26 protein-coding genes are annotated in these 26,271 nt (G+C 67.2%); 9 read left to right on the top strand and 17 right to left on the bottom strand.

The features are described from left to right. The 5 genes from GXP76_RS19625 to GXP76_RS19605 all read right to left on the bottom strand — a co-directional run. The coding region (locus tag GXP76_RS19625; protein WP_242572858.1) for an ATP-binding cassette domain-containing protein at positions 1-195 on the bottom strand (195 nt) is incomplete at its 3' end. Positions 196-308: 113 nt separating this feature from the next. Then, entirely contained in the window at positions 309-851 is a 543-nt protein-coding gene (locus tag GXP76_RS19620) for a sugar O-acetyltransferase (protein WP_242572857.1), read from the bottom strand. A gap of 21 nt (positions 852-872) precedes the next feature. After that, positions 873-1,847 carry a LysR family transcriptional regulator gene (locus GXP76_RS19615; RefSeq protein ID WP_242572856.1) on the bottom strand — a complete coding sequence of 325 codons (975 nt, stop codon included), beginning with the start codon at positions 1,845-1,847 and terminating at the stop codon, positions 873-875. 138 nt (positions 1,848-1,985) lie between these two features. After that, positions 1,986-2,660: a response regulator gene (locus GXP76_RS19610; RefSeq protein ID WP_242572855.1), complete on the bottom strand. Its 675-nt coding sequence runs from the start codon at positions 2,658-2,660 to the stop codon at positions 1,986-1,988. Next, positions 2,657-4,306: an ATP-binding protein gene (locus GXP76_RS19605; protein ID WP_242572854.1), complete on the bottom strand. Its 1,650-nt coding sequence runs from the start codon at positions 4,304-4,306 to the stop codon at positions 2,657-2,659. The genes GXP76_RS19610 and GXP76_RS19605 overlap by 4 nt, the downstream gene beginning before the upstream one ends. Positions 4,307-4,403: 97 nt before the next feature. Here GXP76_RS19605 and GXP76_RS19600 point away from each other — a divergent pair, with 97 nt between their 5' ends. Genes GXP76_RS19600 through GXP76_RS19585 form a run of 4 tightly spaced genes read left to right on the top strand, consistent with a single transcriptional unit; the run spans position 4,404 to position 7,841 of the window. Next, positions 4,404-5,405: a tripartite tricarboxylate transporter substrate binding protein gene (locus tag GXP76_RS19600; RefSeq protein ID WP_242572853.1), complete on the top strand. Its 1,002-nt coding sequence runs from the start codon at positions 4,404-4,406 to the stop codon at positions 5,403-5,405. Continuing rightward, positions 5,402-5,935, top strand: a complete 534-nt coding sequence (locus tag GXP76_RS19595; RefSeq protein ID WP_242572852.1) for a tripartite tricarboxylate transporter TctB family protein — start codon at positions 5,402-5,404, stop codon at positions 5,933-5,935. The genes GXP76_RS19600 and GXP76_RS19595 overlap by 4 nt, the downstream gene beginning before the upstream one ends. Next, on the top strand, positions 5,935-7,434 hold the full coding sequence (locus GXP76_RS19590; RefSeq protein ID WP_242572851.1) for a tripartite tricarboxylate transporter permease: 1,500 nt from the start codon (positions 5,935-5,937) through the stop codon (positions 7,432-7,434). Before GXP76_RS19595 ends, GXP76_RS19590 begins: the two co-directional genes overlap by 1 nt. 11 nt (positions 7,435-7,445) lie before the next feature. Then, positions 7,446-7,841, top strand: coding sequence for a universal stress protein (locus GXP76_RS19585; RefSeq protein WP_242572850.1), 396 nt, complete (start codon positions 7,446-7,448; stop codon positions 7,839-7,841). Positions 7,842-8,248: 407 nt separating this feature from the next. Here the strand turns inward: GXP76_RS19585 and GXP76_RS19580 are convergent, their stop codons facing one another. The 8 genes from GXP76_RS19580 to GXP76_RS19545 form a co-directional block, all read right to left on the bottom strand. Next, positions 8,249-11,326 carry an N-6 DNA methylase gene (locus GXP76_RS19580; RefSeq protein ID WP_242572849.1) on the bottom strand — a complete coding sequence of 1,026 codons (3,078 nt, stop codon included), beginning with the start codon at positions 11,324-11,326 and terminating at the stop codon, positions 8,249-8,251. A gap of 465 nt (positions 11,327-11,791) precedes the next feature. Then, on the bottom strand, positions 11,792-12,565 hold the full coding sequence (locus GXP76_RS19575) for a hypothetical protein (protein WP_242572848.1): 774 nt from the start codon (positions 12,563-12,565) through the stop codon (positions 11,792-11,794). A 1,043-nt stretch (positions 12,566-13,608) separates the two neighbouring features. Then, positions 13,609-14,346, bottom strand: a complete 738-nt coding sequence (locus tag GXP76_RS19570; RefSeq protein ID WP_242572847.1) for a methyltransferase domain-containing protein — start codon at positions 14,344-14,346, stop codon at positions 13,609-13,611. A gap of 60 nt (positions 14,347-14,406) precedes the next feature. Next, a complete protein-coding gene (locus GXP76_RS19565; RefSeq protein WP_242572846.1) occupies positions 14,407-15,801 on the bottom strand; it encodes a hypothetical protein in 1,395 nt (464 codons plus the stop codon). Between the two features lie 2 nt (positions 15,802-15,803). Next, entirely contained in the window at positions 15,804-16,568 is a 765-nt protein-coding gene (locus GXP76_RS19560; protein WP_242572845.1) for a hypothetical protein, read from the bottom strand. A 39-nt stretch (positions 16,569-16,607) separates the two neighbouring features. Further along, positions 16,608-17,192: a CYTH domain-containing protein gene (locus GXP76_RS19555; RefSeq protein WP_242572844.1), complete on the bottom strand. Its 585-nt coding sequence runs from the start codon at positions 17,190-17,192 to the stop codon at positions 16,608-16,610. 162 nt (positions 17,193-17,354) lie between these two features. Next, positions 17,355-17,654 carry a hypothetical protein gene (locus GXP76_RS19550; protein WP_242572843.1) on the bottom strand — a complete coding sequence of 100 codons (300 nt, stop codon included), beginning with the start codon at positions 17,652-17,654 and terminating at the stop codon, positions 17,355-17,357. 80 nt (positions 17,655-17,734) lie between these two features. Then, positions 17,735-18,244 (bottom strand): nucleoside-diphosphate kinase, encoded by a 510-nt coding sequence (locus tag GXP76_RS19545; protein ID WP_242572842.1) that lies wholly within the window; start codon positions 18,242-18,244, stop codon positions 17,735-17,737. Between the two features lie 403 nt (positions 18,245-18,647). Here GXP76_RS19545 and GXP76_RS19540 point away from each other — a divergent pair, with 403 nt between their 5' ends. Together GXP76_RS19540 and GXP76_RS19535 are read left to right on the top strand one after the other, a co-directional pair. Beyond that, positions 18,648-19,307: an NUDIX hydrolase gene (locus GXP76_RS19540; protein ID WP_242572841.1), complete on the top strand. Its 660-nt coding sequence runs from the start codon at positions 18,648-18,650 to the stop codon at positions 19,305-19,307. Then, a complete protein-coding gene (locus tag GXP76_RS19535) occupies positions 19,304-19,717 on the top strand; it encodes an NUDIX hydrolase (protein WP_242572840.1) in 414 nt (137 codons plus the stop codon). The genes GXP76_RS19540 and GXP76_RS19535 overlap by 4 nt, the downstream gene beginning before the upstream one ends. A 244-nt stretch (positions 19,718-19,961) precedes the next feature. Here the strand turns inward: GXP76_RS19535 and GXP76_RS19530 are convergent, their stop codons facing one another. Continuing rightward, on the bottom strand, positions 19,962-20,417 hold the full coding sequence (locus GXP76_RS19530; RefSeq protein WP_242572839.1) for a hypothetical protein: 456 nt from the start codon (positions 20,415-20,417) through the stop codon (positions 19,962-19,964). Between the two features lie 277 nt (positions 20,418-20,694). On the opposite strand from GXP76_RS19530, the gene GXP76_RS19525 reads away from it, so the two are divergent. The 3 genes from GXP76_RS19525 to GXP76_RS19515 all read left to right on the top strand — a co-directional run bounded on the left by GXP76_RS19525 (position 20,695) and on the right by GXP76_RS19515 (position 23,166). Further along, positions 20,695-21,714 (top strand): hypothetical protein, encoded by a 1,020-nt coding sequence (locus GXP76_RS19525; protein ID WP_242572838.1) that lies wholly within the window; start codon positions 20,695-20,697, stop codon positions 21,712-21,714. A 68-nt stretch (positions 21,715-21,782) separates the two neighbouring features. Next, on the top strand, positions 21,783-21,956 hold the full coding sequence (locus tag GXP76_RS19520) for a hypothetical protein (RefSeq protein WP_242572837.1): 174 nt from the start codon (positions 21,783-21,785) through the stop codon (positions 21,954-21,956). Positions 21,957-22,347: 391 nt separating this feature from the next. Beyond that, the gene (locus GXP76_RS19515) at positions 22,348-23,166 is read left to right on the top strand and encodes a DUF317 domain-containing protein (RefSeq protein WP_242572836.1); all 819 of its coding nucleotides are present in this window, start codon (positions 22,348-22,350) and stop codon (positions 23,164-23,166) included. A 242-nt stretch (positions 23,167-23,408) separates the two neighbouring features. On the opposite strand, the gene GXP76_RS19510 is transcribed toward GXP76_RS19515, so the two are convergent. The 3 genes from GXP76_RS19510 to GXP76_RS19500 all read right to left on the bottom strand — a co-directional run bounded on the left by GXP76_RS19510 (position 23,409) and on the right by GXP76_RS19500 (position 26,217). Beyond that, complete coding sequence (locus GXP76_RS19510; protein ID WP_242572835.1) at positions 23,409-23,834, bottom strand: hypothetical protein; 426 nt, start codon at positions 23,832-23,834, stop codon at positions 23,409-23,411. A 125-nt stretch (positions 23,835-23,959) separates the two neighbouring features. Next, positions 23,960-25,603 (bottom strand): relaxase/mobilization nuclease domain-containing protein, encoded by a 1,644-nt coding sequence (locus GXP76_RS19505; protein WP_242572834.1) that lies wholly within the window; start codon positions 25,601-25,603, stop codon positions 23,960-23,962. Continuing rightward, the gene (locus tag GXP76_RS19500) at positions 25,600-26,217 is read right to left on the bottom strand and encodes a MobC family plasmid mobilization relaxosome protein (protein WP_242572859.1); all 618 of its coding nucleotides are present in this window, start codon (positions 26,215-26,217) and stop codon (positions 25,600-25,602) included. Before GXP76_RS19500 ends, GXP76_RS19505 begins: the two co-directional genes overlap by 4 nt. Positions 26,218-26,271: the final 54 nt, after the last annotated feature.

Genomic DNA, 26,271 nt, shown 5'->3' with positions numbered 1-26,271 from the left:
GCCTCCGTCGGCGGTGATCAGCGTCGACAGGATCTTCACGGCGGTGGTCTTCCCGGCACCGTTCGGCCCCAGCAACGCGAACACAGAGCCGGTCGGCACCCTCACGTCGATGCCGTCGAGGACGACCTTGTCCCCATAAGCCTTGTGCAGCCCCTCGGCCGCTATGGCGAGTGATTCCGGAGTCGTTGTTGTCATGCCGCAGAGACTGCGACAGGGCGCATTCAGCGCTGTTTCAGAGCGGTTTCAGCGCCCTGGAACCGGGCTGCCGGGCCCGTCTCCACCGCCGCTGCGTCACCACCGCCGGTGCGTCACCACCGCCGGTGCACGGTCGCCTTGCCGCCGGTCACCAGACTCGCCGGCGGTACGTCGTCGGTCACGACCGCCCCGGCGGCGACCACGGCGTCACGGCCGATGGTCACGCCGGGAAGGATCATGGCACCGGCGCCGATCCACACGTTCTCCCCCACATCGATGGGCGCGCCGCTCAGCCACCCCTTCCGCTCCTCGGGATCGACCGGGTGACCGACGGTGATGAACGTGGCCTTGGGCCCGACCATCACGCGCTCGCCGAGCCGGATGCCCGCGTAGTCCAGGAACGTGCAGTTCTGGTTGATGAACACGCGCTCGGCGAGCTCCAGATGGTGGCCGTGGTCCGTGTAGAAGGGCGGGTAGATCGTGACTTTCGCCGGCAGCGGCCTGCCGAGAATCTGCTCGAACAGTTCCGCCTTGCCCGCTTCGTCGTCGAAGGGCAGGACGTTCAGTCGGGAGGTGAGCTCGGTGGCCCGCAGGACTCTGTCGGCCATGGCTCGGAACTCGTCGCTGTGGATACGCATGAGACGGTCGCTGGACATTGCCGTGATCCTTCTTCCGGTCTACGGGTGACTGGCACAGGACTCGCCGCCGCCGCACTCCGGCGCCGGCGCCGCCGCCCAGGACGGCAGCCAGACCGCGCCGGGAAGCCTCGGCAGGCCCCGCAGGTGGGCGATGATTCGCCGCAGCCCCGGATGCGGATTCGTCCGGGGAAGGATGAGCGAGAGCGGGTACGCGGGGGTCGGATCCACGACGGGGATACGGCGCAGGTCGTGGTCCGCCGGCCAGATGTACCGGTCGCGCGCCCCGACGAGAGTGGCCACGTCCGCGGAGTCCGCGAGGGTGTCGAGGAGCACCTCGTCCCCGAAGTGCGGGCCCGCCGCGTCCACGCGCAGGTCGAATGCGGTGACGAGCTGATCGTAGAACTCCGCCCATTCGCTCCGGGGCGCGATGCCCGGCACCCATATCCGGTGCTTGCGCAACTGGAGCGGCGTCAGGCTCCGCGCGGAGGCGAGCGGATGCCTCGGTCCGACGAGAAGCTCCAGCGGAGAGTCGAACGCGCGGATCATCCGCACACCGGGCAGTAGCGCGCCCGGGGCGGTGACCGTACGGAACGAGGCGTCGACATCACCCGCTTCGACGGCGGCGACGGCCGCGCGCGGGTCGCTGACCCGTAGCGTCACCACGTCGAGGTCGGTCCCGGGATGCGCCCGCCAGTAGTCGTGCAGAACGACGGCCTGCGCGCTCCGCAGGCCGAGTACGTCGATCCGCAGGGCACGAGAACCCGCCCTGACCGCGTCGACACCACGCTCGACACCCGCGACGATGCTCCGCGCGTGCGGGAGAAACGCCTGACCGTCGGGCGTCAGCTCAACCCCCCGGGCGGTACGGGTGAACAGACGGACGTCCAACTCCCGCTCCAGGGCGGCGATCCGCTTGGAGACCGCCTGCTGCGTCACACCCGACTCCTCGGCGGCACGCCGCAACTGCCCGAGCCCGGCGGCCCGGACGAACGATCGCAACCCCTCGGTGTCCACCGGCTCACCTTAGGCACCCACAACCGATGGTTGTGCCTCACGACGACCCGGTTGTCCGACCACGCCCCGGCGCGGCCGATCAGAAGCAGTGGGAGGGACCGGACCGGCTCCATGGCGGCGGGACCGGCAGGAGCGAACTCAGGTGCGCCAGCCGTAGCGGCGCTCCGGTCTGCCGGCGACTCCGTACCGCAAGGACACCTCGGCGCGGCCGGTGTCGTGGAAGTGTTCGAGATAACGGCGGGCGCTGACCCTGGAGACGCCGGCCCTGGCCGCGCACTCGGCGGCGGACAGCGTTCCGTCCGTTCCGCACAGGGTGCGTTCTATCAGTTCCGCGGTCTCCACACTCATGCCCTTCGGCAGCGCGACACTCGGTGCCGGCAGGCCGGCCCCTGTCAGTACCCGGTCCACGTCGGCCTGGCCCCGGACAACTGTGGTGAGCAGGCTGCTGCGCCGGGCGGCGTACCGCTCCAGGCGGGGGCGCAGATCGTCGAAGTCGAACGGCTTCAGCAGGTAGTCGACCACCCCCTGGCGGACGGAGCGGCGGACCGCGTCGATCTCGCGCGAGGCGCTGATCACCATGACGTCACAGTCGTGCCCGGCGGTCCGCAGGCGTGGCAGGACGTCCAGGCCGAACATGTCCGGAAGGTAGAGGTCGAGCAGGACCAGGTCGGGGCGCAGCTCGCCGACAGCCGTGATCGCCTGCTCGCCGGTGTTGGCCGTGCCGACGACCCGGAAGGACTCGACGCGGTCGACGAAGGTCTGGTGGACACTCGCCACCATGAAGTCGTCGTCGACGACCAGTATGTCGATCATCGGGAGGCTCCTTCCGGTACCGCGCCGACCGGATTGCCGACGGACATTCTCGCGGTGAACATGGCGCCGCCGTCCGGGGTGTTGGTCACCGCGACCTCGCCGCCTCGGCGCTCGCAGACGAGCCGGGTGAGCGCCAGCCCGATGCCGCGCTCCCCCTCCTGAGCGGCCTTCGTGGTGAAGCCGTGCGAGAAGACTTCCTGGGCGAGCTCGGGCGCCACGCCGGGGCCCGAGTCGCGCACCACGATCTCCACGCTGGACGCGTCCTGCCTCAACTCGACCTCCACCCAGGCGCCGTTGCCGTCGTCGCCCGCCGCCGCGGCGTCGACGGCGTTGTCGACGAGGTTGCCGACCACCGTCGCCACGTCCACCGATTCCTCCGGTGCCAGCCGGTCGAGGGCCGTGTGCTCCGAGACGCGCAGCACGACCTTGCGTTCGGCCGCGAGCGAGGACTTCGCCATCAGCAGAGCACCGACAGCCATGTCGCGGACCCGCCTGGTCAGGGTCGTGTCCAGCGACTGGCGGTGCTTGCTCAGCGCGCGGACGTACCCCACCACCTCGTGGTGCTTACCGATCTGGATCAGCCCGGAAATCGTGTGCAGCTGATTGGCGAACTCGTGGGCCTGCGCGCGCAACAGCTCGGCGGAGCTGCGGAACGATCCGATCTCCCGTTCCAGACGCGCGAGTTCGGTACGGTCCCGCAACGTCGTGACCGAGCCCAGCCGCCGGCCGTCCTTGGTGACGGTCATCCGGTTCATCACCAGTACCCGGCCCCGGCGAATGACCACTTCGTCGCGCCGCTCGGCCGTGCCATCGGGGGATCCGGCGAGTACGTCGTGCAGTCGGCCCTCGATCCGGAGATCGGCCAGGCTCATCCCCACGCAGTGCTCAGGCAGATCGATCAACCGCCTGCCGACCTCGTTCACCAGGGTGAGCCGCAACTGCGGGTCGAGGGCGATCACCCCTTCCGCGATCCCGTACAGCATCGCCTCGCGGTGCTCGGCGAGCCCCGCGATCTCACGTGGCTCCAGACCGAGGGTCTGGCGCTTGGTACGCCGGGCCAGCAGCCACGAGCCGATCAGACCGAGCCCGCTCGCGATGCCGAGGTAGGCGAGCAGATACGACGACGCGCCACTCAGCCGCTGCCAGATCGTGGGTGACGCCTCACCGATCATCACCGTGCCGAGATGCCGGCCGAGGCCGGGTTGGGCCGCTTCGATCACCGGAACCTGGGCCACCAGTTGCCGGTCACCGTCCAGGACCAGCTCGCCCGACCAGCCGCGGGCCTCGGCGACGCCGGGGCCGAGCGGCAGCTCCGTGCCGATCACCGTGGGATTCGTGGAGCTGACGATTCTGCCACGGCTGTCGGCGACCGAAACGGAGGTGACCACCGACTGGGTCAGCGTGGTCTGCACGAGCGGGGCGAGCGTCTCGCCCGGCGCCGGCCGGCCGAGCTGACTGGACACCAAGGGGTTGCCGGCCAGCTGCTCGGCGAGCGCGGTGACCCGTCGTCCTTCGATCCGGTCGAAGGTCGCTTCCGACTGGGCCAGCGAGACGGCGGCGACCGCCAGCAGCACCACGACGACGATGGCGAGCTGGAGTACCAACAGCTCGCCCGCGAGGGTATGGCGGCGAAAAGTGAGGACCACAATTAACTCAATCTTCAATGCCGACACAACGCAGACGTGGTATCCGGCGAGTCGCACAATCATGGCCTCCGACTGCCGGAAGAGAAAGAGACAGGCCATGAGAACTCGAAGAACCGCTGTCGTCAGTGCCCTGGCCGCCATATCCATGGTCGCGGTGGGCGCCTGCGGCGCCACCGCGGAGAAAGAAGGAACGGGCAAGAGTGACGAGCCCGTCACCGGCCTGCGGATCATGGTCCCCAACACCCCGGGCGGGGGGTACGACACCACGGCGCGGACGGCGGCCAAGGTGATGGAGGACGCCAAGATCGCGTCCGGTGTTCAGGTTTTCAATCTCCCGGGCGCCGGCGGCACGGTCGGTCTGCAGCGCACCGTGAACGAGAAGGGCAACGGCAAGCTCGCCATGCAGATGGGGCTGGGAGTCGTCGGCGCCGCGTACACCTCGAAGTCGAAGGCGACGCTCTCGCAGACCACGCCGCTCGCCAAGATGGTGGAGGAGGCGGGCGCGATCGTCGTGCCGAAGGACTCCCCGTACAAGACGATCGACGATCTCGTCACCGCCTGGAAGAACAACCCCAAGGACGTCGCCGTCGGGGGCGGCTCGTCGCTCGGCGGACCGGACCACCTGCTTCCGATGCAGCTCGCCAAGGCGGTCGGCATCGAGCCGAAGAAGGTCAACTACATCGGCTACGACGGCGGTGGTGAGCTGCTCCCGGCGATCCTCGGCAGCAAGATCGCCTTCGGTGTCAGCGGTTTCGGTGAGTTCCTCGACCAGATCGAGGCGGGTCAGGTGCGGGTGCTCGCGGTGACCAGCGAGAAGCCGATCGAAGCCCTCAAGGATGCTCCGACGCTGAAGTCTTCGGGTATCGACATGGTCTTCACCAACTGGCGCGGAATCGTCGCCCCGCCCGGCATCAGCGACGCCGACAAGAAGGTCTGGATCGACTCGCTGACCTCGATGCACTCCTCCAAGGAGTGGGAGGCCGAGCTGACCAAGCACGGCTGGACCGACGCGTTCACGACCGGCGACGCGTTCGCCGCCTTCCTGACGGAACAGGACAAGGCCGTCGCCGACATCCTCGCAGAGCTCGGCCTGGCATGAGCCCGGACGTCAACGCGGACACCGACGCGGGTTCCCGCCGCTCCCCCGGCGGGGACCGCGCACAGTACGGCGTGTGCGCGTTCCTCGCCCTGTTGGGCGTGTTGGTGATCGTCGACGCCACCGGTATCGCGCACTCGACGAGCAGCACCGACCCGGTCGGGCCGCGCACGATACCCGTGCTCCTGGGAGTACTGCTCCTGGTGGTCGCCCTGGTGTACACCGTCGATGTCGCGCGGGGCGGTCGCGTCGAACCGGAGGCCGGTGAGGACGTCGACCTGACGAATCCGATCGACTGGCGGACGATTCTGCTGCTGATCGGCGCGTTCGTCGTCAACGCGGTTCTGATCGAGCCCCTCGGCTGGGTGATCAGCGGGGCCCTCCTGTTCTGGGGAACGGCCTTCGCCCTGGGCAACCGGCACTACCTTCGCAACCTGGCGATCGCGGCGGCGCTGTCGCTGATCACCTTCTACACCTTCGCGATCGGGCTCGGCGTCAATCTCCCGGCCGGCGTGCTGCAAGGAATCCTGTGATGGACAACCTGAACCATCTGTTCGAGGGGTTCGCGCACGTCGTCACCCCGATGAACCTTCTGCTGGCGCTGATCGGCGTCACCATCGGCACGGCGGTCGGGGTCCTGCCCGGAATCGGGCCGGCCATGACCGTGGCTCTGCTGCTGCCGGTGACGTACGGAATGGAGCCGACCCAGGCGTTCATCATGTTCGCCGGCATCTTCTACGGAGGCATGTACGGCGGTTCGACCACCTCGATCCTGCTGAACACGCCCGGCGAATCGGCCTCGGTCGTCACAGCCATCGAGGGCAACAAGATGGCGAAGGCCGGCCGGGCGGCGCAGGCGCTCGCCACCGCGGCGATCGGATCCTTCGTCGCCGGGACGATCGGCACGCTGCTGCTGGTGCTCGTCGCCCCGCTCGTGGTGGATTTCGCGGTCGGTCTCGGCGCACCGGACTACTTCGCGATCATGCTGCTCTCCTTCATCGCGGTCACCGCGGTACTCGGCTCGTCGCGCGTTCGCGGGTTCGCCTCGCTGGCCGTCGGCCTGGTGATCGGCATTGTCGGAATCGATTCGGTCTCCGGGCAGCAGCGGCTCACCTTCGGTGTCCCCCAGCTCGCCGACGGCATCGATGTGGTGGTGGTCGCCGTCGGTATCTTCGCCGTCGGCGAGGCCCTCTGGGTGGCGGCGCATCTGCGGCGTCAATCCGCGGCGGTGATCCCCGTCGGCGTGCCGTGGATGGGCCGGGAGGACTGGAAACGGTCCTGGAAGCCATGGCTGCGCGGCACCGCCTTCGGCTTTCCCTTCGGGGCCATGCCGGCCGGCGGCGCGGAGATACCGACGTTCCTGTCGTACGCCACGGAGAAGAAGCTGACCAAGCACCCCGAGCAGTTCGGCAAGGGGGCGATCGAGGGAGTCGCCGGCCCGGAGGCGGCGAACAACGCGTCCGCGGCGGGCACCCTGGTGCCGATGCTCGCCATCGGGCTACCGACGAACGCGACCGCCGCGGTGATGCTCGCGGCATTCCAGTCGTACGGAATCCAGCCCGGCCCTCTGCTGTTCGAGCGCGAGTCGGCACTTGTCTGGGCGCTGATCGCCAGCCTGTTCATCGGCAATCTGCTGCTGCTCCTGCTGAATCTGCCGCTCGCGCCGGTCTGGGCCAGGCTGCTGCGGATACCGCGCTCCTATCTGTACGCGGGGATTGTGTTCTTCGCGTCGATGGGTGCCTACGCGGTCAATGCCCAGCCCCTGGACCTGTTCCTCCTCCTGACGCTGGGACTGATCGGTTTCGGAATGCGGAGATTCGGGCTGCCGGTGCTGCCACTGATCGTCGGCGTCATCCTCGGCCCCCGCGCGGAACTGCAAGGCCGGCGGTCTCTTCAGCTGTCGGGCGGCGAACTCTCCGGTCTGCTGGGCGGACCGGTGTCCTACGTGATCTACACGGTGATCGTGCTCGTACTGGTCTGGCCGCTGGTCGGCCGGTACATCGTGCGTCCGCTCGTCGAGCGACGGTCCTGAAAGGGGTGGCCATGACGGTACTGGTGGGATACGTGCCCTCGCCGGAGGGAGAAGCGGCGCTGCGCGCCGGAGTCGGTGAGGCCCGCACCAGGGGCGAGACCCTGCTGGTGATGAACACCTCGCGAGGCGACGCGTACGTCGACCGCGGTTTCGCACAACAGAGAGACCTCGACCGTGTCCGACAGGGCCTGACCGAGCTGGGAGTCGACTTCGACATACACCAGGTGGTCGGCGGGCGCGACGCGGCCGAGGAGATCGTCGAACTGGCGGGGTCGTCCGAGATCTCCCTGGTGGTGATCGGGCTTCGGCACCGCAGCGCGGTCGGCAAGCTCCTCCTGGGATCCTCGGCCCAGCGAATCCTCCTGGATTCGCCGTGTCCGGTCCTCGCGGTCAAAGCGAATTCCTGACATCCCGTCGCCTCGGGGTGCGTCGTGGCCACCCTGCGCGGGTAAGTCAACGCCCCCCACTACGTGCTGAGGAAGAGGAGCGCCAGAAAAAGCAAAAGCCCCAGATCACGGCGAGTGAGTTCCGGGGCTTGAGCGGAGCCGCCTTCGGGATTCGAACCCGAGACCTACGCATTACGAGGGCCTGCAAGATCATCCCGGACAGTGTCGCGTGATGCCGCAGAATCTCGTTTCCGCTGATCAGGGGAGCACGGTCCCAGTTCGCGTGACACCGAGTCCGCCCTGACATCAGCTGGTCCGCTCACGCAGCGCTCACGCAAGTTGGGCCAGCTCTGCAAATCCACAGCCCCGCCCTTCCCCGCCCTCCAGACGCAACCGCGGCAGCGGGACGATGAAGTGCAGGGCGTATCTCAGCCGAGTAGTTCGGTGACCAGTTGATCCAGTTCCTCGGCGTCGGGGGAGCTGAGGAGGAAGTCGCGCAGGGTGCGACGGATCTGGATGTAGCTTTTTCCGCCCTCGAACTTCAGCTCGGCGATCCGCTGAGATTCGGCCTCACCGATCTCTGCGATTCGTGCGTGCTTTGCGTCGGACGGGTCGAAGTCCGGGATAGGCAGCTCCCATACAGCCTTGTCGATGTCCCGTTCGTCCTTGCCGTAAGACATGAGGGGGCGTACGACTTCGGTGGTGTACGGCGAGTTGAGCACCGCCAGCAGGTACGTACCCTCCTGCCGAGTGGCAACGGTTCCCCAGTACAACTTATGCTCGATGACCGCGTTCGGATCGTCCACCAACGCCGCCGTGACGTACATGCCGGAAGCTCCGTAGACCACCCTCAGCGGCGCGCCGGGAAGCTGCTCGGTCAGCTTCTTCCGGAAGTTGAGCTGTTGAATCAGGGAGAGCCGGTCGCTGGAGCGGTGATCAGCCCACAGCCGTTCTGCATTGCGCCACCACATCGCCAGGTCCGGGTAACGGTCGAGGTGGTCATGCTCACCATGCATGAGGGTATTCGTGCCCTCGATGGGCAGGACGGCCTTGTCGGCGCCCAGGATTCGGTAGGGAACGACGTGCTCGCCGAGCAGAACAGGCCGGACGAATTGCTTCTCGACCGATCCTTCGAGGTCCGGGAGATCCTTCCAGGGCTTCTTCTCAAGAGTGCTGCGTTGGGAGCGGATCGAGACACGGCCGCCGCCCAAGCCCAGGGGGCCGGTCGCCTGTTCCTTCACGAAGAAGAGGACTTTGGGGACAACGGTCGCCCCCTGCGCGAACCGGTTCTGGTACGGCGAGTTGATCAGTCCTTCCTTCGGGTAGCGCAACTCGCCCGCCTTCCGGGTGATCCAGCCCTTGGCTCGCTCCCAGTGCACGGCTTTCTTGGGGATCTTCCCCGCCCAGATCTCGGTCTCCCGCGGCAACGGGACGGCGTTGTTGCTCTGCTGCCCGATGGAGAGGGGGCGGCGGCGGCCGAAGATGACGGCGGCGGCGCGAGGGAAGAAGTGTGGGCGTAGTCGGCGCAGGTCCCAGGAGCCGGTGAAGTCGACCTTGACCGGGTGGTCTGGGTCGGTCCAGTCGCCGGTACGGAAGCCGGTCCAGTAGGGGCGGTCCAGCACGGGGTTGGGCACGACGAAGGCGAAGGAGCCGTCCACGCGCAGGTACTGCTGGACCGCGCGGGCAATGAATAGGCCCGACAGGTCCTGGTGGGTGGCGACCTCGAACCCCTTCCACAGGCCCCGGGCTTGCATCATGGTTTTGAAGGTCTTCTGCATGTCCTCGGGCATGTGCCGGTAGGACAGCCAGGGCGGATTGCCGACGAGGACATCGACGCGATTCTCGGCGCGGGACAGCCACATAGGGCGGGCCAGGTTGCGAACGTAGTAGGACCAGATGTGGTTGCGGTCCTCGTCGACCAGCTCGCACAGGACACGGAAGTTCTCCGTCAGGTCTTCCCGCTCGTCCGTGTCGGCGACGCCGTGCCGGTTGAAGACGGCAGCGAGGGAGGCCAGTTTGCCCTTGGCGCGGTGCGGGTCGGCTGCCTTGTCGGCGAGTTCGTTGACGATCGCATCGAAGCGGTTGGGGTCCTGCAGCAAGGCTTCGGAGAAGCGAAGTTCGTTGGCGAAGAGCTGATTACCTGTTCCGGTCTTGATGACGAGGTGGCCGTGGTCGATGAGGTCGGTGCGCTGGTCCCACTGGAGGCTGTCGCCCAGGTAAACGGGGACACTTATCGGGCCGCGCTCTGAGGTGAGCGTCTCGCGGCCGATGGCGAGGAGGTAGGTGACGCGGGCCAGCGCAACGGCGACGGGGTGGAGGTCGATGCCGGCGACATGGTCGTGCAGGCGGTCCAGGGCTTCGGGCAGCGGCAGACCGGCGCCCCGCGCGGCGGCCAGGTAGCGTCGGACGCCGTGGAAAAGGAACGTACCGGAGCCGCATGACGGGTCCATGATCCGCTGGTTCAGCGGGTCCGGGACGGCCTCCATCACCGTAGCTTCCGCCAACCAGTCCGGTGTGTAGTACTCCCCCTGCTTCTTACGGGTCTCCGTGGTGATCACAGACTCGTACAGGACCTTCAAGACATCGTGGTCAACCCTTGACCAGTCGAAGCCGGCGAGCCGACGGGCCAAGTCTTGGACAAAGCCCTCGCCGCCCTCGGTCTCCAGCGGCCAGCCGAAGAAGTCCGACTCGACCACCCCCGAGATTCTCGCCTGTGTGAACAGCTGACCGTTGACCAGCGAGGCGGGCGCGGTGTCCTTCACGTCGATGCCCATCACGGCGTGAGCGATGATCGAGGCGGTGTTCACTAGGAGCGTGTGCTCGATGAACAGCTCGTCGCTGTTGTCGAACTGGGCGCCCAGAGCGCTGCGCAGCAGCCGTGCCCACAGATCGCGCTTCAGCTGGACCGTCGGCTGATTTTTGTTCTCCTCGTACAGCGCCGTGAGGATCGTCTTGTCGATGGAGTGGGCGACGCTGTCCGCTCCGAGGCGGGTCGCGATAGCGTCCGGCGTGGGTGCCGCGCCCTCGGACGTCGCCAAGACGCCTTCGAGCCACCGGACTAGATCCAGAGCCTTGACGTTGCGCTCCCGCGCATCGAAGCGATTCACTTCGTTCAGCTCGTCGCGGACCAGTGTGTAGGCCCGCCAGTCAGCGCCGTCAGTGAGGATGCCGACGTGCCGACGTTCGCGCTGCTCAGTCCGGGCCCGAACGTACTTCGCCAGCTGCTCGACGCCGTCCTTGCGGGGCTTCGGACGACTGATGTCCTTCTTGACCTCGATGATGGTCGCGCCCATCTCGATGTCAATTCGGTGGCCGGTACCGTCACCCACCTGGGCTTCCAGCACGGGGGTCAGCAGATCCTGCTCGCCAAGGTTGAGGTCCGCATCCAACAGAAACTGGCGGATGTCGGCCTGCAGTGTTGCTTCAGCGCGGGTGGCCTTGCGCTCGACGACCCGCTTGAGCACGGTTTCGAGCGCGGTAGGCGAAGTAGGGACGGAGAGCGTCACGGCGAGAGCTCCAAGAGCAGCAAAAGTACCTAGGGCAACGAGGGGACGTCGGGTCCCGTTGGCCATTGTCGTGCAAGCGGTGCGTGTCGGCACAGTCTTTGCTGGGCGAGGCCGCACTTAGCTTGTCGCGGGTGCAGCTCCAGACAGGTGAGCTGTGATGAAAACGCGGGGCTACAGATCACGCCGCCCAGTAGAAACCCGCCCGATGAGCAGCCCACCTGCGGATTGCCGGTGTCGGCGGGATCTCAGCCCAAACGAACTTTCCGGGGCGCAGCTTGGAATAGAAGTAACCCCAGCGGTGGGTCACCATTCCGGTGATGAGCAGCCCGCGTCTCTCCCGTGGCGCTTCCGCCAGCAGACCGATGTACCAGTGGCGGTGGGTCTCTTCACCCTACGGCTAGAGCCTGAAAGATCATGACGGCCAACAATCTCTGACGCATCATTAAACGCACCCAGTCACGCATTTCATCGGGAGCCGATGCGCGGCCGTAGTCGAAACGGGACACGGTTCACTCCGCTTTGCTCGCTCCACAACTGGGTGCCTGACCGCATGAGCGCCCAGCCGATCTTCTCGTAAGGCATGAGTTCACCGACACCGAGTTGCCCTATGAGGTGCGTCAGTTCGTCGGCCATTCGCAGATCATGCTCCCGCTGGCGCTCGTCCGCGTCCACGAACCCGTCGGCGCGAGCGGTGAACTCCTCGTAAGTCAATTCCCCGAGGGTGCGCCGATGGGCTAGCAGCGCCTCATTGTCGACGTAGGCATCGGAGTACTCCTTACCGAAGCGTCGTCCATACTCACGGACCCTCCGGCGCTCCTGCTCCAGCGCTTCAGGCCCAATCCTCTTCTGGCGGGCAGAAGCGATTCCATCAGCGCGGGACAGAAGCCAGGTCAGAGGCGATGGACACAAGAAGATCCCAAGCCGACCGTATCCCTGCCAATCACAGTGCGCGTAACCAACGGCCTGGGCGACCCAGCTGTAACGGTGCCCGGTGCTGGTATTCGGTGCGGGGTTCTTGAACTCGACACCAAACGCGGGAGCATCATCGTGCCAGCCCTTCGGGTCCCTGGGCCTGAACACTGCGTCTATGCGCGTCTCTTCGCCGGTCCAGTAACGCCCTGGCACCTGCTCCTCGATGTGGAACCACCGGTCGAGCTTGCCTAAAACGACGGCGGAGAGAGCCTTCTCATCAGGGAACGCTCCGGGCTGCGGAGTCACTGGCCTTTGCTCGTAGCGCACTTGGGAAGTGTACATTGCCGCCACGCCAGGAGAAAGGTGGCAGCGGTCACCTCCAGTACGAATGAGAGGCCCAAAGATCCCGAACAGGGACCGAGCAGGGTTGCCCTGTAGGCAATCGAGGAAAGAAGCAGTGGCTCCACCCGGAAAGTCCTCGCCGGAGTTCCGCGAAGAAGCAAACCAGCGGGCACCGAAGTCCAGCAAGCCGATCGCCTATATCACGCGGAAATCGACCTGACTCCTGAAACTTTCGTACGTGGATGCGTCAGTATGAACGTGAGCATGGACGGCAGGACTGACCGAGGCTGAATACAATCCAAACTGTACCCCTCCGTGTAGCTCTGTCGTGGGGCGGAGCGGCCTGGATACCTCAGCCCAAATAAGCGCGGACAAATGCGAACTGCAACCATAGGCGCCTCCGTTAGCACGCCTGCTATTGGTCTGTCTCCGTCCCAGCTACCCAGCGCGCGGTAGGCAGCCACGTGAGGGTGCCGGGCTGGCACCGACGAGTTGTCTCCTGGCCGCCCTCTAGTAGTCGTCAATCTGTTCGCAAACCTGGAAATCTGCCTGGGCTTCGATGACGACCTCGGCGTCGCCCACCGTGCGTCTCGCGCTCGACCGATTCCGTTCGAGGCGTCGGCCTCTCCGGTTCGTCTCCCAGAAGCACGGTCTGCCACATCCTTTCGTGCAGCTGGGAGATGCAGGGGCCGCACGCGAACATGGGGGCTTGGAGGCCCGCGACACTGGCCGAACCGATCCATAGGACGCGGGTCCGGCGTTGTCCGCAGTACAGCCAGCAGACCCCGTCCACCCATGGGTTCCGGTCATCGGTCTGCGCGGGTGCTGGCAGTCCGTTGCGTGCAAACTCTGTGATGCCGGGAATCACCATTCGGTCAAGCACGGAAGTGTCTCCAGTCGGATTCCGAGTCCATGAGGCAGGGCTTCCACCGCGATACGCATTGCGTGCGGGCGCCCCGGCGCAGTCTTGGACCCGTGCGTCCGAGGCCGCTGTACACGGGCCTCGGACGCACGGACTGCTTGAAGGGCTACTTGGTCGCGATGACGTAGACGCTGCCCCAGCGGCGCTTGGGGTTGGCGACGGCGGGGTCGAACGTCCAGGGTTCGACGGTGGTGAAGCCGGCCTCCGTGAAGAGCTGGACGAGCTTCTCGTGGTCGTAGGCCCACAGGTGTGGGGTGTAGGTGGGGTCGTCGTCCTGGTCGCGGAACACGAGGTTGACCAGGTCGAGGCGGGTGTTGATGTCGCCGAGGCAGTCGCGTTTGGCGTACCAGCGCTCGATCGTCTCGTCGGAGGCGTCCAGCGGGCGAGGGTAGTGGCTCAAGGCGAATGCGGCGTCGGGAACGCCGGTGATGATCCGGCCGCCCGGCGCGAGGACCCGGTGCGCCTCTTGGACGTAGGACTTGGCTGAGCGCGGGTAGTCGATGTGCTCCAGAAAGTGCTCGGAGAAGATCTCGTGGGTGCAGCTGTCCTGCAGGGGGATGCCCTCGCGGATATCCCAGAGCAGGTCGGCCGGCGGGGCGAGGTCGATGTTGAAGTACCCGTCGATGCGGTGGGCTCCGCCGCCGATCTGTACCTTGGCGGGCTTGTCGTCGATCCGGCCGCTGGGCCAGGCGCGCAGGCTGGCGTGGTGGTACCGATGAAGTTCGATCTCCTTGGCGGCGGCTCGGAGGGTGCGGGCGAGGCCGTGGGTGGTGGCGGGGTCTGCGAGGACGGAGGTGATCTTCTCGCAGAGGAGGTCGACGGAGGGCATGCCGGAGGGGCTCATCACGGATCTCCTGCGTGTGAGGTTGCTCGGGGTGGGGTGTGCCGCGATCGGCGGCGGCGGTCAGGCAGCGCTGGGCGAGGGAGCTGCCCACTGGTTGTTGCGCATGAGGGTGTACTTGATGTCCACAAGCCGCGGCGCGATGGTGAGCGCGAGCTCTTCGGCCGGGTGGAGGTGGCCGGCATCGTCCTGCTCGGCGCGCCAGACGCGGTAGTCGAGGTTGGGGTAGGCCGGGTTGATGCCGATCTCGCCCTTGGGCATCGTGCCGTTGAATGGCGCCACGATGTCCATGTGGTTCCAGTAGTTCCAGGCTTGCAGTGCCTTGTGCTGGTCGAAGTAGAAGTAGAAGTCGGGGTAGCGGCCGAAGGTGCGCAGTTCCCGGTGGATCAGGTGGCCGAGTAACGGGCCGAGCTGGGTGGCCAGGGAGTCGAACTCCCAGCGCGTGTGGTGCCAGGCTTCGGGGGCGTCGCCGGGCGCGAAGAGGCGCGCGGCAACCAGGTAGCTGATCCTCTCGACCAGATACGAGCTGGCGTGGGCGGTGTCGATGGTCGGGTCGACCTGGTGGATGAGCGCGGCCAGTTGCTTCGGGCGGGGGCGGAACCGCGCAAGGTCGAATTTGCCGGCCATGGCGGGGAAGGAGGCGAACAACATCTCCTTGTAGAGCCAGTTGTTCAGCTCACCGAGTTCGGCCAGGCGCCGGGTGTGGTGCGAGGTGGAGTGGAGCATCAGGTACTCGGCGACCGCTTCGAAGTACAGGTAGCCGAGGATCGGCAGGCGGGGGATCGTCTCGTCGAGCAGCCGCAGGAACGGCTCGGCGTCGACCCGGGTGCCCTGGTAAGCGACAGTGGCGGCGGTGGCGAGGAACGCGGCCGAGTTCTTTACGCGGCCGACGACCGTCTCGCGCAGTTGGTGCCGTTCGTTCTTGCTCAGCAGATATTCGAGGTGGCTGTAGATCTGCAGGTGGATGAGACCCAGTCGCAGGTAGTCCACTCCGGCGAGCCCGCGATACGCCTGCGGCGGGGTGTCGATCTCGAAGATCAGCGGGGTGGGGACGCGGTCGGTGACACCAAGCTTGGCCAGGAAGGCCGGCGCTTCCTTGGTCAGGACGTACGAGCCCAAGTTGTGCATGTGGAAGCCCTGTTCGGTCGCGGTGAGCGGCGCGCAGTAGATGCTTCCGACGAGGCAGCCTCCCGACGGGTAGAGCACACCCTGCCGACTGATCTCCTCCAGAGCGTGGGTGACGTGCAGCAGGTGCAGCTTGCCGTTTCCGCTGAGGGCCTCGAAGAGGGCATTCCGCCGGAGCAGATGACCGTTCGGGGTTTCCTCAGCGAGCCGTCTGTCCCAGTCCGCGGCCTGGACGGCGAGCGGGTCGGTGTGGTCGGCAGGGCTGGGGATGAGGGTGGAGTCGAAGAAGGCGTGGGCGTCGGCCCACAGGTGGTAGGAGTCGACGAAGTCCATGGTCAGACCAAGCCCTTCTCGGCGAGCGCGTAGCGGACGGCCTCGGTGTCGCCGGCCCCCGCGAGGTAAGCGCGCTCCGAGACCAGAACGAGGTCGAAGGCGAGGTCACGCGCCTGGTCGAAGGCGGCCTCGCGGACGAACCGGGTGTCCGGCCACCACTTGAGCTTCGGCAGGCGGTAGCGGTCCAAGGCGTCGGCGGTCTTGACCACGTCAGTGATGCGCTCGGCACGGGAATGGTCGGTCCGGTCGTCGGCGGTGAACGCCTGGTACGGAATGTCGTGCAACCGGACGGCGGTTGCCGCCTGAATGATGGGCCTCGGCGTGGCGGTGAGGCCGAAGTGCGCCCAGACGGTGTCGGCGTTCGCGGCGAGCCAGATGGCCGCGCGGGCGCCATGTCCTTGGTCGTCCTTGTCGTTGCGTCGCTGGCAGTCGTGGACGGCGGCGGCGATGATCGCCGTGGTGGTGTCAGCGTCGTCCAGGTCGTTCGTCTCCGCGAGGACGGCGGCCAGCGCCGCCGTCCTCATGGCGTGTCGGGCGCCGTGAAGCGAGGTGTACAGGCGCGGGTCGGCCCACCACCGGGTGGGCAGTCCGCCGCGCATCAGGAGCTCTCGCGACAGTGGACGCAAGGCCGGCGGTGGTGCCTGCGGGAGGTCGGGCCTGTTGTCGCCGATCCATGCGATGGTGGCCTGGTCCATGTGCTGGTGGAGCGGGAGCTGCCCTCGGGCAGCCAGGTCGATCAGGCTTGCGGTCAACGGGGTCGTGCTCATTCGTGCCCACCCCCTTGGTGGTCTCCGTGGTGGTGTTCCCTACCGGATCGGTGTGGCCTGCTGTTCGCGCTCCTTGCGCTCCTTCTCGGCGGCCTCGAAGGCGGCGGTGAAGTCGGCCAGCTCCTGCTCCGTCATCAGGGTCACGCCCAGTGCCGTGGCGACGTCCGTGATCGTGGCCGCCGCCTCGTCGCGGGCCGCGTCCGGGGCGTCGTCCTCCAGCAGCACCTCGAACTCGGCGTGGTAGCCCCACGCCTCGCTCCACTTGACGGCGATCTCCACACTGCCGAAACGGAAGTTGTGGCGGAAGTTGAACGCCTCGTGCATCGCCGTCTCGAACCCGAGGGCGTTGAACACCTTCACCGCGGCGGGGACGTCGGCGGGGGCGATGGCGAACTCGGTCTCCGGGAAGGCTGCGCCCTGCCCGATCTTGCTTCCCTTGAGAGTGATCTTGGCGGTCCCGGCGGCGGTGTTATCGGTGACCTTCAAGAGCTGGTCGGGGAGTACGTAGAAGTAGATGTGCTTGTCGTCGGTGCCCAGGTCCTCTCCGTCCGCCTTCAGGCGGGTGACGAGCTGGTCGTGGGCTTCCTTGGTGAAGCGGGCGCGCATCTCGATCTCGACGGCCACGGGGTAACTGCCTCCTCGGTTCAGGCATGGCGAAGCCGGCCGGACCCTTGCCGCAGGGGCCTGTCCGGTCGGGCGATCGCTGTGGAGTTGGTGGTCAACAAGCGCGAGGGTGATGCGGCCGAGCCGGATGCCGGCCGCATCACCCGTGGTGGTTCCGTGGTGTCAGCCGAGGTCGCCGAAGCGGTCCTTGACGACACCCGCGTGCAGGTACGTCGGCAACTGGACTCCGCCGACCGACATGCGGCCGGTGGCGACCTGCTCCTCTGTCTCGCTGGGGAATCCCTCCAGGAGACGCAAGCACTGCTGCACCCATTCACGCGACGTGGGCCAGTCGCCCAGGTCGCGGTGGCGTACCGCCAGGGCGTACGCGGTCTCGGTCGCCGCCCACCGGTCGGTCCCCAGCTCTCGCTGGAAGATCGACTCCAGTTCGTCAGCGGAGGCCAGGCGGGTCTGGTTGGTCATGGTGCCCTCTCAGATCGGACGGTCGTGCCCCATTGGTGGTCAACGCAACGGCGCTCGCTCAGTGACGCCGTGACCCGCTGTCAGTAGGTGTAGATCTCGGCAAGCGTCTTGTAGTCCTGCAGTTCGTCCTTGTCGAACCACAGCTCCACCTCCTGCTTCGCCTCCTCCGCGTTGCCGGAGGCGTGCACGAGGTTCGCGACGGCTTTGCCCGAGGCGACGCTGGCCGCCGAGCTGTAGTGCGAGAGATCGCCTCGCACGGTGCCAGCCGGAGCCTGATTGGGGTACGTGCTGCCGACGATCTTGCGGACGGTGGCGATGGCATCGAACCCTTCCAGCACCAGGGCGATGACCGGCCCCTGCTGCATGAACGTCGAGGTGACGTTGTAGACCTCCGAGCCAAGCCGCTCCTCAAGGTCGAAGTAGTGCCTGCGGGTGAATTCCGCATCCATCCACTTCATCTTCGTGCCGACGATCTTCAGCGCGGTGTCCTCGAATCGCGTGATGATCCTTCCTGCCAGGCCACGCGCCAGCGCATCGGGCTTGAGCAGGACGAGCGTGCGCTCGACAGTGTGTGTCTGGTCCTCGGCCATTGGCTCCCTTTCGCCTTGCTGACAACCGAACATGACGGTTGATCAGCCCTCGTCTGCTGAGGTTACCGGCGTCGGCAGAGGGGTTCGGGCGAGCGAGCAATGCCCCGGATGGGCGAACGTCGGCCAGAGAGCCGCCGACAGCCGCCCCGAGAGTCGCGATTCAGCCAACTTCCCTATCTCTGTTAACCGCTGAAGCTGCACATCTAGAATCTCCTCGTGGTCGTCCGGCGCTTCGGCGCCCCTTATCCGCCGTCAGGGACTGAGCTTTCGGCGGGTGATTCCTTGGCCCTGATGACTCCGATTCTTCCGGGGCTTCCGCTGCGCAACCATGAAGCGCCAGTGCAGTGGCAGTGCACTTTGGGCGCACGGGTCCTGCACAGGGTCGGCGACGAAGGGGAGTTCTGTGGACGTGATCGAGCGCTGGAGTGGCCGCTACGCCTGCCTGCTGCAGTCCGCCCTTCGCCTCGGCAACGAGCAATTCGCTGGACGCCTGGGTATCGCCGTAAGGACGGTGGCCACCTGGCACTCCGACGCGTCTGTCGTGCCGCGCAGGGAGATGCAGCAACTCCTCGACACGGCCCACGAGCAGGCCCCCGCAGCGGCTCGACAGCGCTTCGCGCTCCTGCTGGCGAAGGAGCAGGCCGCGGCGCTCTCGACGCCGCCAGGCGCGCAGGCGCTCCGCGTGGCCATCGCGGTAGTCATCCGCGACAGCGATGTCCTGCTGGTGTGCCGGCGTGATGACGACGCTGCCGGGATCACCTGGCAGTTCCCGGCCGGGGTCATCAAGCCGGGAGGCAAGGCAGAGACCACCACCGTGCGGGAGACCTTGGACGAGACGGGTGTCCACTGCGTGGTCCGGCAGCACCTCGGTAACCGGCTTCACCCCGTGACCGGAGTGCTGTGCGAGTACTTCCTCTGCGAGTACCTGGCGGGCGAAGCCAGCAACACCGACGCGGTCGAGAACATCGACGTCATGTGGGTCCCCAGAAACTCGGTGCCCCGCTTCATCCCCGTCGATACGATCTTCCCACCCACCCTGGCCGTCCTGGAGGAGCAGACGTGACGCAGCCGAACGCGGAAGAACGACCCGGCATCGCTGCGGCCATTGTCGTCAGTGAGAGGCGCGTGCTCATGGTGCGCCGCAGGGTCAACGAGGGACAGCTCTCCTGGCAGTTCCCGGCCGGAGAAGTCGAGCCCGGCGAGGCGCGCGAGGACGCCGCCGTGCGGGAGACCCGGGAGGAGACCGGTCTGGACGTGGCCGCAGTGAAGCTGCTCGGTGAGCGGATCCACCCGAAGACGGGCCGGCTGATGTCGTACACGGCCTGCGAGGTGGTTGGCGGCACCGCGTACGTCGCGGACACGGAGGAGCTGGCCGAACTCGCTTGGGTCGCGCACGGTGACATCCCGCAGTACGTACCGTACGGACTGTTCGAGCCGGTCCAGGACTACCTCGACGCGGCCCTGCTGCCCTGAACGGCTCCGGTCCAGGAAGCGTGTGTGGACGCCTCCGTCGCCACCTCTGACCGCTGTTGGGGACTCTTCACGACACCGGACGGGGCCCCTTTCGTTGGCGGCTGAAGTCGCACGTTCACATCGCACGACTAGGTTCGCTGACAACTGCCTCAGCCGGAGACACAGACAGTTGTCCTTTGCCAACCAAACAAGGCGATAACCACAGAACCCAGTCGTGCAGCGTGAACGGAGTGCGCCGCCGACATCAGGCGGCGGTTCCGTTGCCCACAGGTCGCGTGCGATGCAGACGTTGGAACGCATGGATCAGCTCGCGTTCTACCCATGCGGAGGTGAAGGGATCATGGTCGGGGGCCAGGGAGTACATGCAGAAGCCACCTCGTGCCATCAGCCATTCGTGCGCGGCGTGCCCTGGCCAACGCCCACGAGAGCCTCTCATAATCGTGCCTCGATGCTGGCTGACCCGGCCCCGCACTCCACGTTGCTGTTCGGCCTTGCCGAAGTAGACGATTGAGGACTCGCCGACCGGATAGGTGATGGGCTCGTTCCCGCCGATCAAGAAGACGTAGACACCGATTTTGGTCGGGAGGCTGGCCGGCCACTCCTCGATCATGTCGAACATCCCGCCGAACGGCAGCCAGCCGCCGGCCTCTAGGACCTCGGTGTTCAACCGGTGCAGTGTGGCATCAGGGAGCTTGATCATATTGGAACCCTAAGTACGCGCACCGACACCGAGAGACGTGACCCTGTATCGGTTGCGGCTGAGCCGGAAGCTGTAGGGTCTCGCAGCTAGTTTCTCCTGCCCGCTGAGCAGGCCGTACAGACTCAAGACGCCGCCTGGCGGTGTGGGGAGCGAGAGTACGTCCCTTGAATCGCAGGCGACTCTCTCGGCCCGCAACTACCGTGTGATGGGCCAACAAGCGTCTGCAGAATCCGTCCAAGATTTATTGCCGCTCAGGGCATCTGCCGGGACCGAAGAGGTGAAGCTGCTGATCCGAACCCAGGAGCCCACCGTGCCTGATCTCGAACTCTCCACCACCGCTACGTCGTCCGCACCTGACCTCACCAAGCTGGTACTCCCACCGATCCCACCGATCTGGTATGTCCAGAGCCACGAAGTTCGCGTCCGCGCAACCTCCGGCGGAGTCCACAAGGAGACGGGCCTCCCCATGGGGGCCTTCCTGTACGAGACTGACGACGGCGGTCTCGTACAGCGCCATCTGCGGGACATCATCCGGGAGCCCGCGGTGGACGCCGTCATGGCCGCCCTGGAACCAGCGTCACCCATCACCCTCCCGGGTGTCACGGTGCGGCTGCGTGTTGGCGAGGACGCCCGCTACAACACGGACTGGGTCAAGGACTCCGAAGGGCCCGTGCCGGACCTGATGGCGGCGCTGGAGGCACGCGCCGATGCACTCCAGAACCGACAGGACAAGGTAGAGAATTTCGCCGCCCGCGTTCTGGGGGTGAACCGGAGCACACGCTGGAACGAGGCGGTCTCCACCGCCCTGATGGGTGACTGGACCCGGTCACTGGACGAGCACGGATGTCTGCAACCAGAAGTCCTTGGCCAGCTGCGCGCCGAGGTCCACACCATCCACCGCCAGCTCGTCCCATTGTGGCGCCGCCGCGTACGGCGCTCCCGACTGCTACTCCTGGACGCCCCGCTCGGCGACGGCCTGTGCCTCTATGACCTCGTCGCCGACCGGGCCGACCTCTCCGACGCCCGCCTCGGCACGGCCATCCACGACGACCGCCTCCTAAGAATCGTGCAGCACCTGACGTCTGAGGAACGCCTGGTCGTAATCGCCTTGGCCGCCGGTGACGGCGCAACTTGGACCGAGGCCGCTGCCCACGCCGGCGCCTCTGACCCGGCTGCGTTCGGTGAACGAGTCCGTCGCAAGACCCGTCGTCTCGCCGTCCGGGCCGAAGAACGTCGCGCCGCAGCTCGCGCCACGGCCGATTCCGCCATCGGCTGGGCGGACCCACAGGCACGGTGATTTCTTCCCCCGATCTGCCCGTCATCCGCAGGGGACATCCCCCGGCCCACCAACCGTGGAGACCAACCGTGCCTATCGAAGTATGGCTACTTCTTCCGCTCGCACTCCTGCTCGGCTTCATCTGCGCCACAGTCGTCTGTCTTGTCGCCCTGAGCCGTGCCGACCGGACCGACATCGTCGCCGTCACCAGGGAACTGCCAGATCTCGCTGCCGTCTTCCTTCGCTACCGCCGGAAGCGATGACCACTCTGAGACGTGCCAAGGGCCCTCTTGCCACTAGGTTCGCTGGCAAGGAAGCCGAGGAAACTGGATTCGCTGTCAAACGCCTCTACTCGATGACAGCGGACAGTTCGCCGGGGGCAGACAGGAAGGATCGACGAAGGACTGGTCAGGGTGGGCAGGGCATGTCAACGTAGACGACCTTCCTCGAAGTTGCCAGGTCAGAGGGGCGGTTGCTCGTGACCGTGGTTTGCGCTGGTCGGATTCTCTACCGTCGTCGAAGCTCTGCGGCTGCTCCATTCCGTTGCGGACCACGGAGGCCGTTCCGAGTCGGAACAGGCCGGGCGATCCGAAACGAAACCCCCGCGCCGTCCCCACCACACCGCCGGTGGCTTGTAGTTACGCACCCCTAGACTTGGAGGCGCCTCTGTATCCCGAGTTCCCGCTTGAACCGCCCGCCTCGCCCGGAGCCCAGGCGTTCTGGGTTGGTCCCCGGTATCTGGCCGGTGATGACGGACGTCTCTACGAGAGGGTGGCCGACCCGCTCACCGGGCTCGGCTGGGCGAATCTCACGGTTGTCCGTGGCAGGCGCGAGCCGGATGAAGCAGCGGAGGACCGGCAGGTTCTGCGCAGTACCGTCCTGCACATCAGCCGCGACACGCTGCGCTGGGCCCAGTGGGTTTTGGCGGACGAGCCGTTCCTCCTGGGGGAGTTGCCGGTCGCCTGGCAGGTCTCCGCCCGTGAGGACACCAGCAGCCCGCTCGCCGCGTGGTCGGCCTACTTCACCCCCGGCATCCCCGGCGAGGTCCTCGGCGACTTCCTCGCCGCTCTCAACAACCGCCACCAGCCCACCGCAGGGTCCGCCGGACCCGAGCTGGTCCTCGACACGCTCACCACGCGCGGCTGGCTGCGCGACATCGACCATCCCCGTTCCGGGGCGGTGGACCCCATGTTCACCACGTACGTGAGCCTCGGTGAGGTGCCGCCGCTCATCCAGGATGGTGACCCGAGCGCCCTGACCCTCGCCGGCGATGAGGCGGGTCCGGCCGGGTGGCAGGCGTGGGCCGAACCCGCCCTTGGCGCACCGTACTTGTGGGCGGTGTCGTTCTCCGCCGGCGTGCCGCACGATCTCGTCGGAGCATTTGCCGCATCCCTTGCCTCTTCGGCGCCGGTCCTGCGCGGGGTGCTGCCCGAGAGCACCAAGGACCGACTCCTGCGCGCCCCGGCCGACTGACGGGCAACGCCGTCGTCCGTGCCCCGGTGCCAAGCCCGTCGCCTCACCCCTGCCTCTTGTCCGAACCGGCCTCGCAGTGAGGTGTGTTCACACCGGAGGCTCGTAACTGCGCAGCCCCGCAGGCCGTTTCGGCATGCGGGGCTGCGGTGCGTGTCTGTGTGCGGTGGTGGCCTCAGGCGGGCACTCGGCAGCCGTTGGGGCTCTGGGGCTCGCCTGCAGTCGGCCGCTGTCGGCGTGTGCGGTCAGTCCTCCGTGTGCCGGGTGAGGTGTTCGGTCGAGTTTCCGTGGGTGGCGCGGTATTCGAGGGTGTCCTGTGCGGTGACGATCGGGACGAGGCGTTCGTACTCGGCGTAGTCCTCGTCGGTCATGATGCTGATGGCGTCGGCGACCACGGCGTTCTTGGGGAGCTGGTCGAGGTACTTCCTGACGAGGGCAACGAAGTCGTCCCTCATCGCATCGACTTCGTCCAGCCACTCGTTCTCGCGCCGTATCTGCTGGTGCCCGGCGGCCTTCTCTTCCGGGGTGATGGTGACGAGCAGGCGCTGCTCGGCGAGGGTGAAGGGACGCCCGTCACGGTGGTAAGCGCGGTGGGGGTCGTCGAGGTGGCCGTGCCAGTCCACGTCGGCGAAGAGCGCGACGACGTCGGGGCGGAAGTGGGTCTGGGGCATGGGCGGTTCCTTCTGCAATGTCGTGTGGAAGGGGTCTGAACTGGTGAGCGCTTCGCGGTGAATCGCTCAGGTGGTGCGCGGGGCATGAGGTACCTCCACGACTCGCTGGACTTGGCTTCCGGGGGTCAGTGGCGGGTGCGCGGCCCGCCGGACACGGGTGCCGGGCCTGGCGTGAGCCGTGGTGCCGACGGCGTGGTGCTTGGTGTCTGTGCGGTGTAGGTGCTCTGCTGGATGCGCCAGGCGAGAAGGCGTGCGGGGTACCGGGCGTCGTCCAGGGGGCGCTGGGCAACGGCGCGGAGGACGTCGACGGGGTCCAGGCCACGGGTGCCGGCTCGCGCGAGGGTGACGGCGAGCGCCTCCCAGTCAGCGGCGTTGAGAATCCGGTCGGCGTGTTCGGGCAGCACCACGCGGACGACATGCTCGTACCGGAGCCGGACCACGGGACTGCTCGGCCCTGCCCGTTTGACGGTGGCCAGGGCGGTGACGGCGGCCTGGTCCGCGGCCACGTGGAGGTGGGTGAGGGCATCACGCGTGGCGGTGACCTGCTGGTCGTGCTGGTGCAGGTCGTGCCATCGCAAGGTGGCAGCGGTGGCGAGGACGATCGTGTCGAGCAGCAGAGCCAGGAGCGTGCCGTCAGAGCTGTTCGGGGGTGGCGTGCGGAGCATGGCCCTGACCGCTCCCCGCAGCCGCGCGGCGTGGTGGTTCTCAGCCTGGACGCGGGAGCGGGAGGCGCGTTCGAAGGCCGCTGCCGCCCGCCGGAATTCCTCCCGGTAGGAGGCGGGAGCGAGCAGCGGCAGGGCATCAAGGGATTCGCCGAGTGCGGCGATGTGGGCCTGCGCGGCCGGCGCCCCGTCGTGGGCGAGAGCGTGGGGGATGGACTCGATGGCGGTGATCGCGTCCTGCCACGGGGCGGCGGTGGCGGCTGTGGCGGTCAGCCGTTCGCTGACCCTGGGCCACGACAGGTCAGGGGAGAGCTTCGACCCGGAGTACCAGATCGGCTCCGCCCCGCTGTTGGTGTCACCTTCGAGGGCGAGCGTGTAGCCGCGGACGTCGCCGGAGGGGAAACGCTTGACGTCGACGAGCACCCCCTTGGTGTGCTCCAGCAGGGTGAGGAACTCCTCCGTGCTCGTCGCGGCGGCCACCGCCGTGCGGGCTGCGGCACGCAGACGCTCACGGGCCGTTGTCTTGCTGCCGGCGCGTTTGGCCTTCTCCTGCTCGGCGCGGGTGGGGCGTTTGGCGGCGGTGCGGTCGCCGCGTACGACCTGGTGCAGGCCGTAGTGCTTCTCGACGGCGGCGAGTTCACGGTCTGCGGTGAGGTAGTCGTTCCAGTGCCGGGCGGTCCGCAGGTCCGCCCGGACCGTGGTGGCGGCGATGTGGATGTGGTCCGGTGCGTGCCGGACCGCGACCCACCGGCAGCCGTCCGCATCGCCCTCGGGGGCGATACCGGTGGCGTGAACGACGCGGCGGGCGATGTCGGCCCATTCCTCGTCCGTGAGGATGCGGTCGCTCTCGGCGGCGCGGACCGAGCAGTGCCACACATGCTTCTCCGGGGCGCGGCCCAGCCGTCCGGCCTGCTTGACGTGCAGGTCGAGATCCGCGACCAGGAGCTTCCTTACGGCGTCGGAGTCGTCGGCGCGGCCGGGGTCGGGGGCGAAGCCGTCCCAGGAGCCCACCAGGTGCGGGTCCGTGTGGCCCTTCGCCTTCTCTGTGTCGAAGAGGTAGCGGATGAGGCCGGCGGTGCTCTTGCCGCTGTTGATCTTCGCGATCAACGGACGGCCTTCTTGCTGACCGCTTGGTTCGCGGCCTGTGCGATGTCCCGCACGGCCGCGCCTACGGCGGTCAGGGTGTGCTCGGTCTGGGCGAGCAGGGCGCTGTCCCCGGGGTGTGGGTGGCCGCCGGAGTTGAGCTTCCAGGCGATCTGGTTGATGTTGCGGCCGATGTGGGTGACCTGGGCGCGCAGCGCGTTGAGTTCGTCGATGTAGTCGTCCAGCGGGGTGCGCTGGCCGGGCAGGGCGAGGTCACCGTGCACGTGGGCCATGACGACGGCGCCGACGTAGTGGGCGGCGGCGATGTTCAGCGACTGGGCCATGCCGAGGATGCCGGTCTTCTCATCGACGCTGTAGCGGACGTCGACGCGCTCTTTGCGCTGCTCGGTTTGGCGTTCGCGGCGGCGGGCAACACGGTGCAGCGCGGCTTGATCAGCAGCACGCGGCAACGGCGACGGCACAGCGGCAGAGACGGCGACACCGGCAGGTGTGTCCTGCTCGGGCACCCCCTGGTGCCCGAGCCCCTCCGCCACCCCCGGGGCGGAGACGTCCCCGTTGGACCGGCCCTTGGACGGTCCAACGGGATACCTTGCTCCGCTGGTGCTGGTGGCTGTCATCTCCCGCTGCGAACGTTCCGTCTGCCCAGGCGACTTCGGTGTCGTCGGCTCGTC

The organism is Streptomyces sp. NP-1717 (assembly GCF_022695985.1).
Classification (GTDB): domain Bacteria; phylum Actinomycetota; class Actinomycetes; order Streptomycetales; family Streptomycetaceae; genus Streptomyces.
Note: the sequence above shows the minus strand (reverse complement) of the source record. Positions and strands in the feature narration are given on the sequence as shown.

What these genes read in the sequence shown, in the direction of transcription:
- GXP76_RS19620 (WP_242572857.1), bottom strand. Translation starts at nt 851, where the DNA reads ATGTCCAGCGACCGTCTCATGCGTATCCACAGCGACGAGTTCCGAGCC.
- GXP76_RS19610 (WP_242572855.1), bottom strand. Translation starts at nt 2,660, where the DNA reads ATGATCGACATACTGGTCGTCGACGACGACTTCATGGTGGCGAGTGTC.
- GXP76_RS19600 (WP_242572853.1), top strand. Translation starts at nt 4,404, where the DNA reads ATGAGAACTCGAAGAACCGCTGTCGTCAGTGCCCTGGCCGCCATATCC.
- GXP76_RS19595 (WP_242572852.1), top strand. Translation starts at nt 5,402, where the DNA reads ATGAGCCCGGACGTCAACGCGGACACCGACGCGGGTTCCCGCCGCTCC.
- GXP76_RS19590 (WP_242572851.1), top strand. Translation starts at nt 5,935, where the DNA reads ATGGACAACCTGAACCATCTGTTCGAGGGGTTCGCGCACGTCGTCACC.
- GXP76_RS19585 (WP_242572850.1), top strand. Translation starts at nt 7,446, where the DNA reads ATGACGGTACTGGTGGGATACGTGCCCTCGCCGGAGGGAGAAGCGGCG.
- GXP76_RS19570 (WP_242572847.1), bottom strand. Translation starts at nt 14,346, where the DNA reads ATGAGCCCCTCCGGCATGCCCTCCGTCGACCTCCTCTGCGAGAAGATC.
- GXP76_RS19565 (WP_242572846.1), bottom strand. Translation starts at nt 15,801, where the DNA reads ATGGACTTCGTCGACTCCTACCACCTGTGGGCCGACGCCCACGCCTTC.
- GXP76_RS19560 (WP_242572845.1), bottom strand. Translation starts at nt 16,568, where the DNA reads ATGAGCACGACCCCGTTGACCGCAAGCCTGATCGACCTGGCTGCCCGA.
- GXP76_RS19550 (WP_242572843.1), bottom strand. Translation starts at nt 17,654, where the DNA reads ATGACCAACCAGACCCGCCTGGCCTCCGCTGACGAACTGGAGTCGATC.
- GXP76_RS19545 (WP_242572842.1), bottom strand. Translation starts at nt 18,244, where the DNA reads ATGGCCGAGGACCAGACACACACTGTCGAGCGCACGCTCGTCCTGCTC.
- GXP76_RS19530 (WP_242572839.1), bottom strand. Translation starts at nt 20,417, where the DNA reads ATGATCAAGCTCCCTGATGCCACACTGCACCGGTTGAACACCGAGGTC.
- GXP76_RS19510 (WP_242572835.1), bottom strand. Translation starts at nt 23,834, where the DNA reads ATGCCCCAGACCCACTTCCGCCCCGACGTCGTCGCGCTCTTCGCCGAC.
- GXP76_RS19500 (WP_242572859.1), bottom strand. Translation starts at nt 26,217, where the DNA reads ATGACAGCCACCAGCACCAGCGGAGCAAGGTATCCCGTTGGACCGTCC.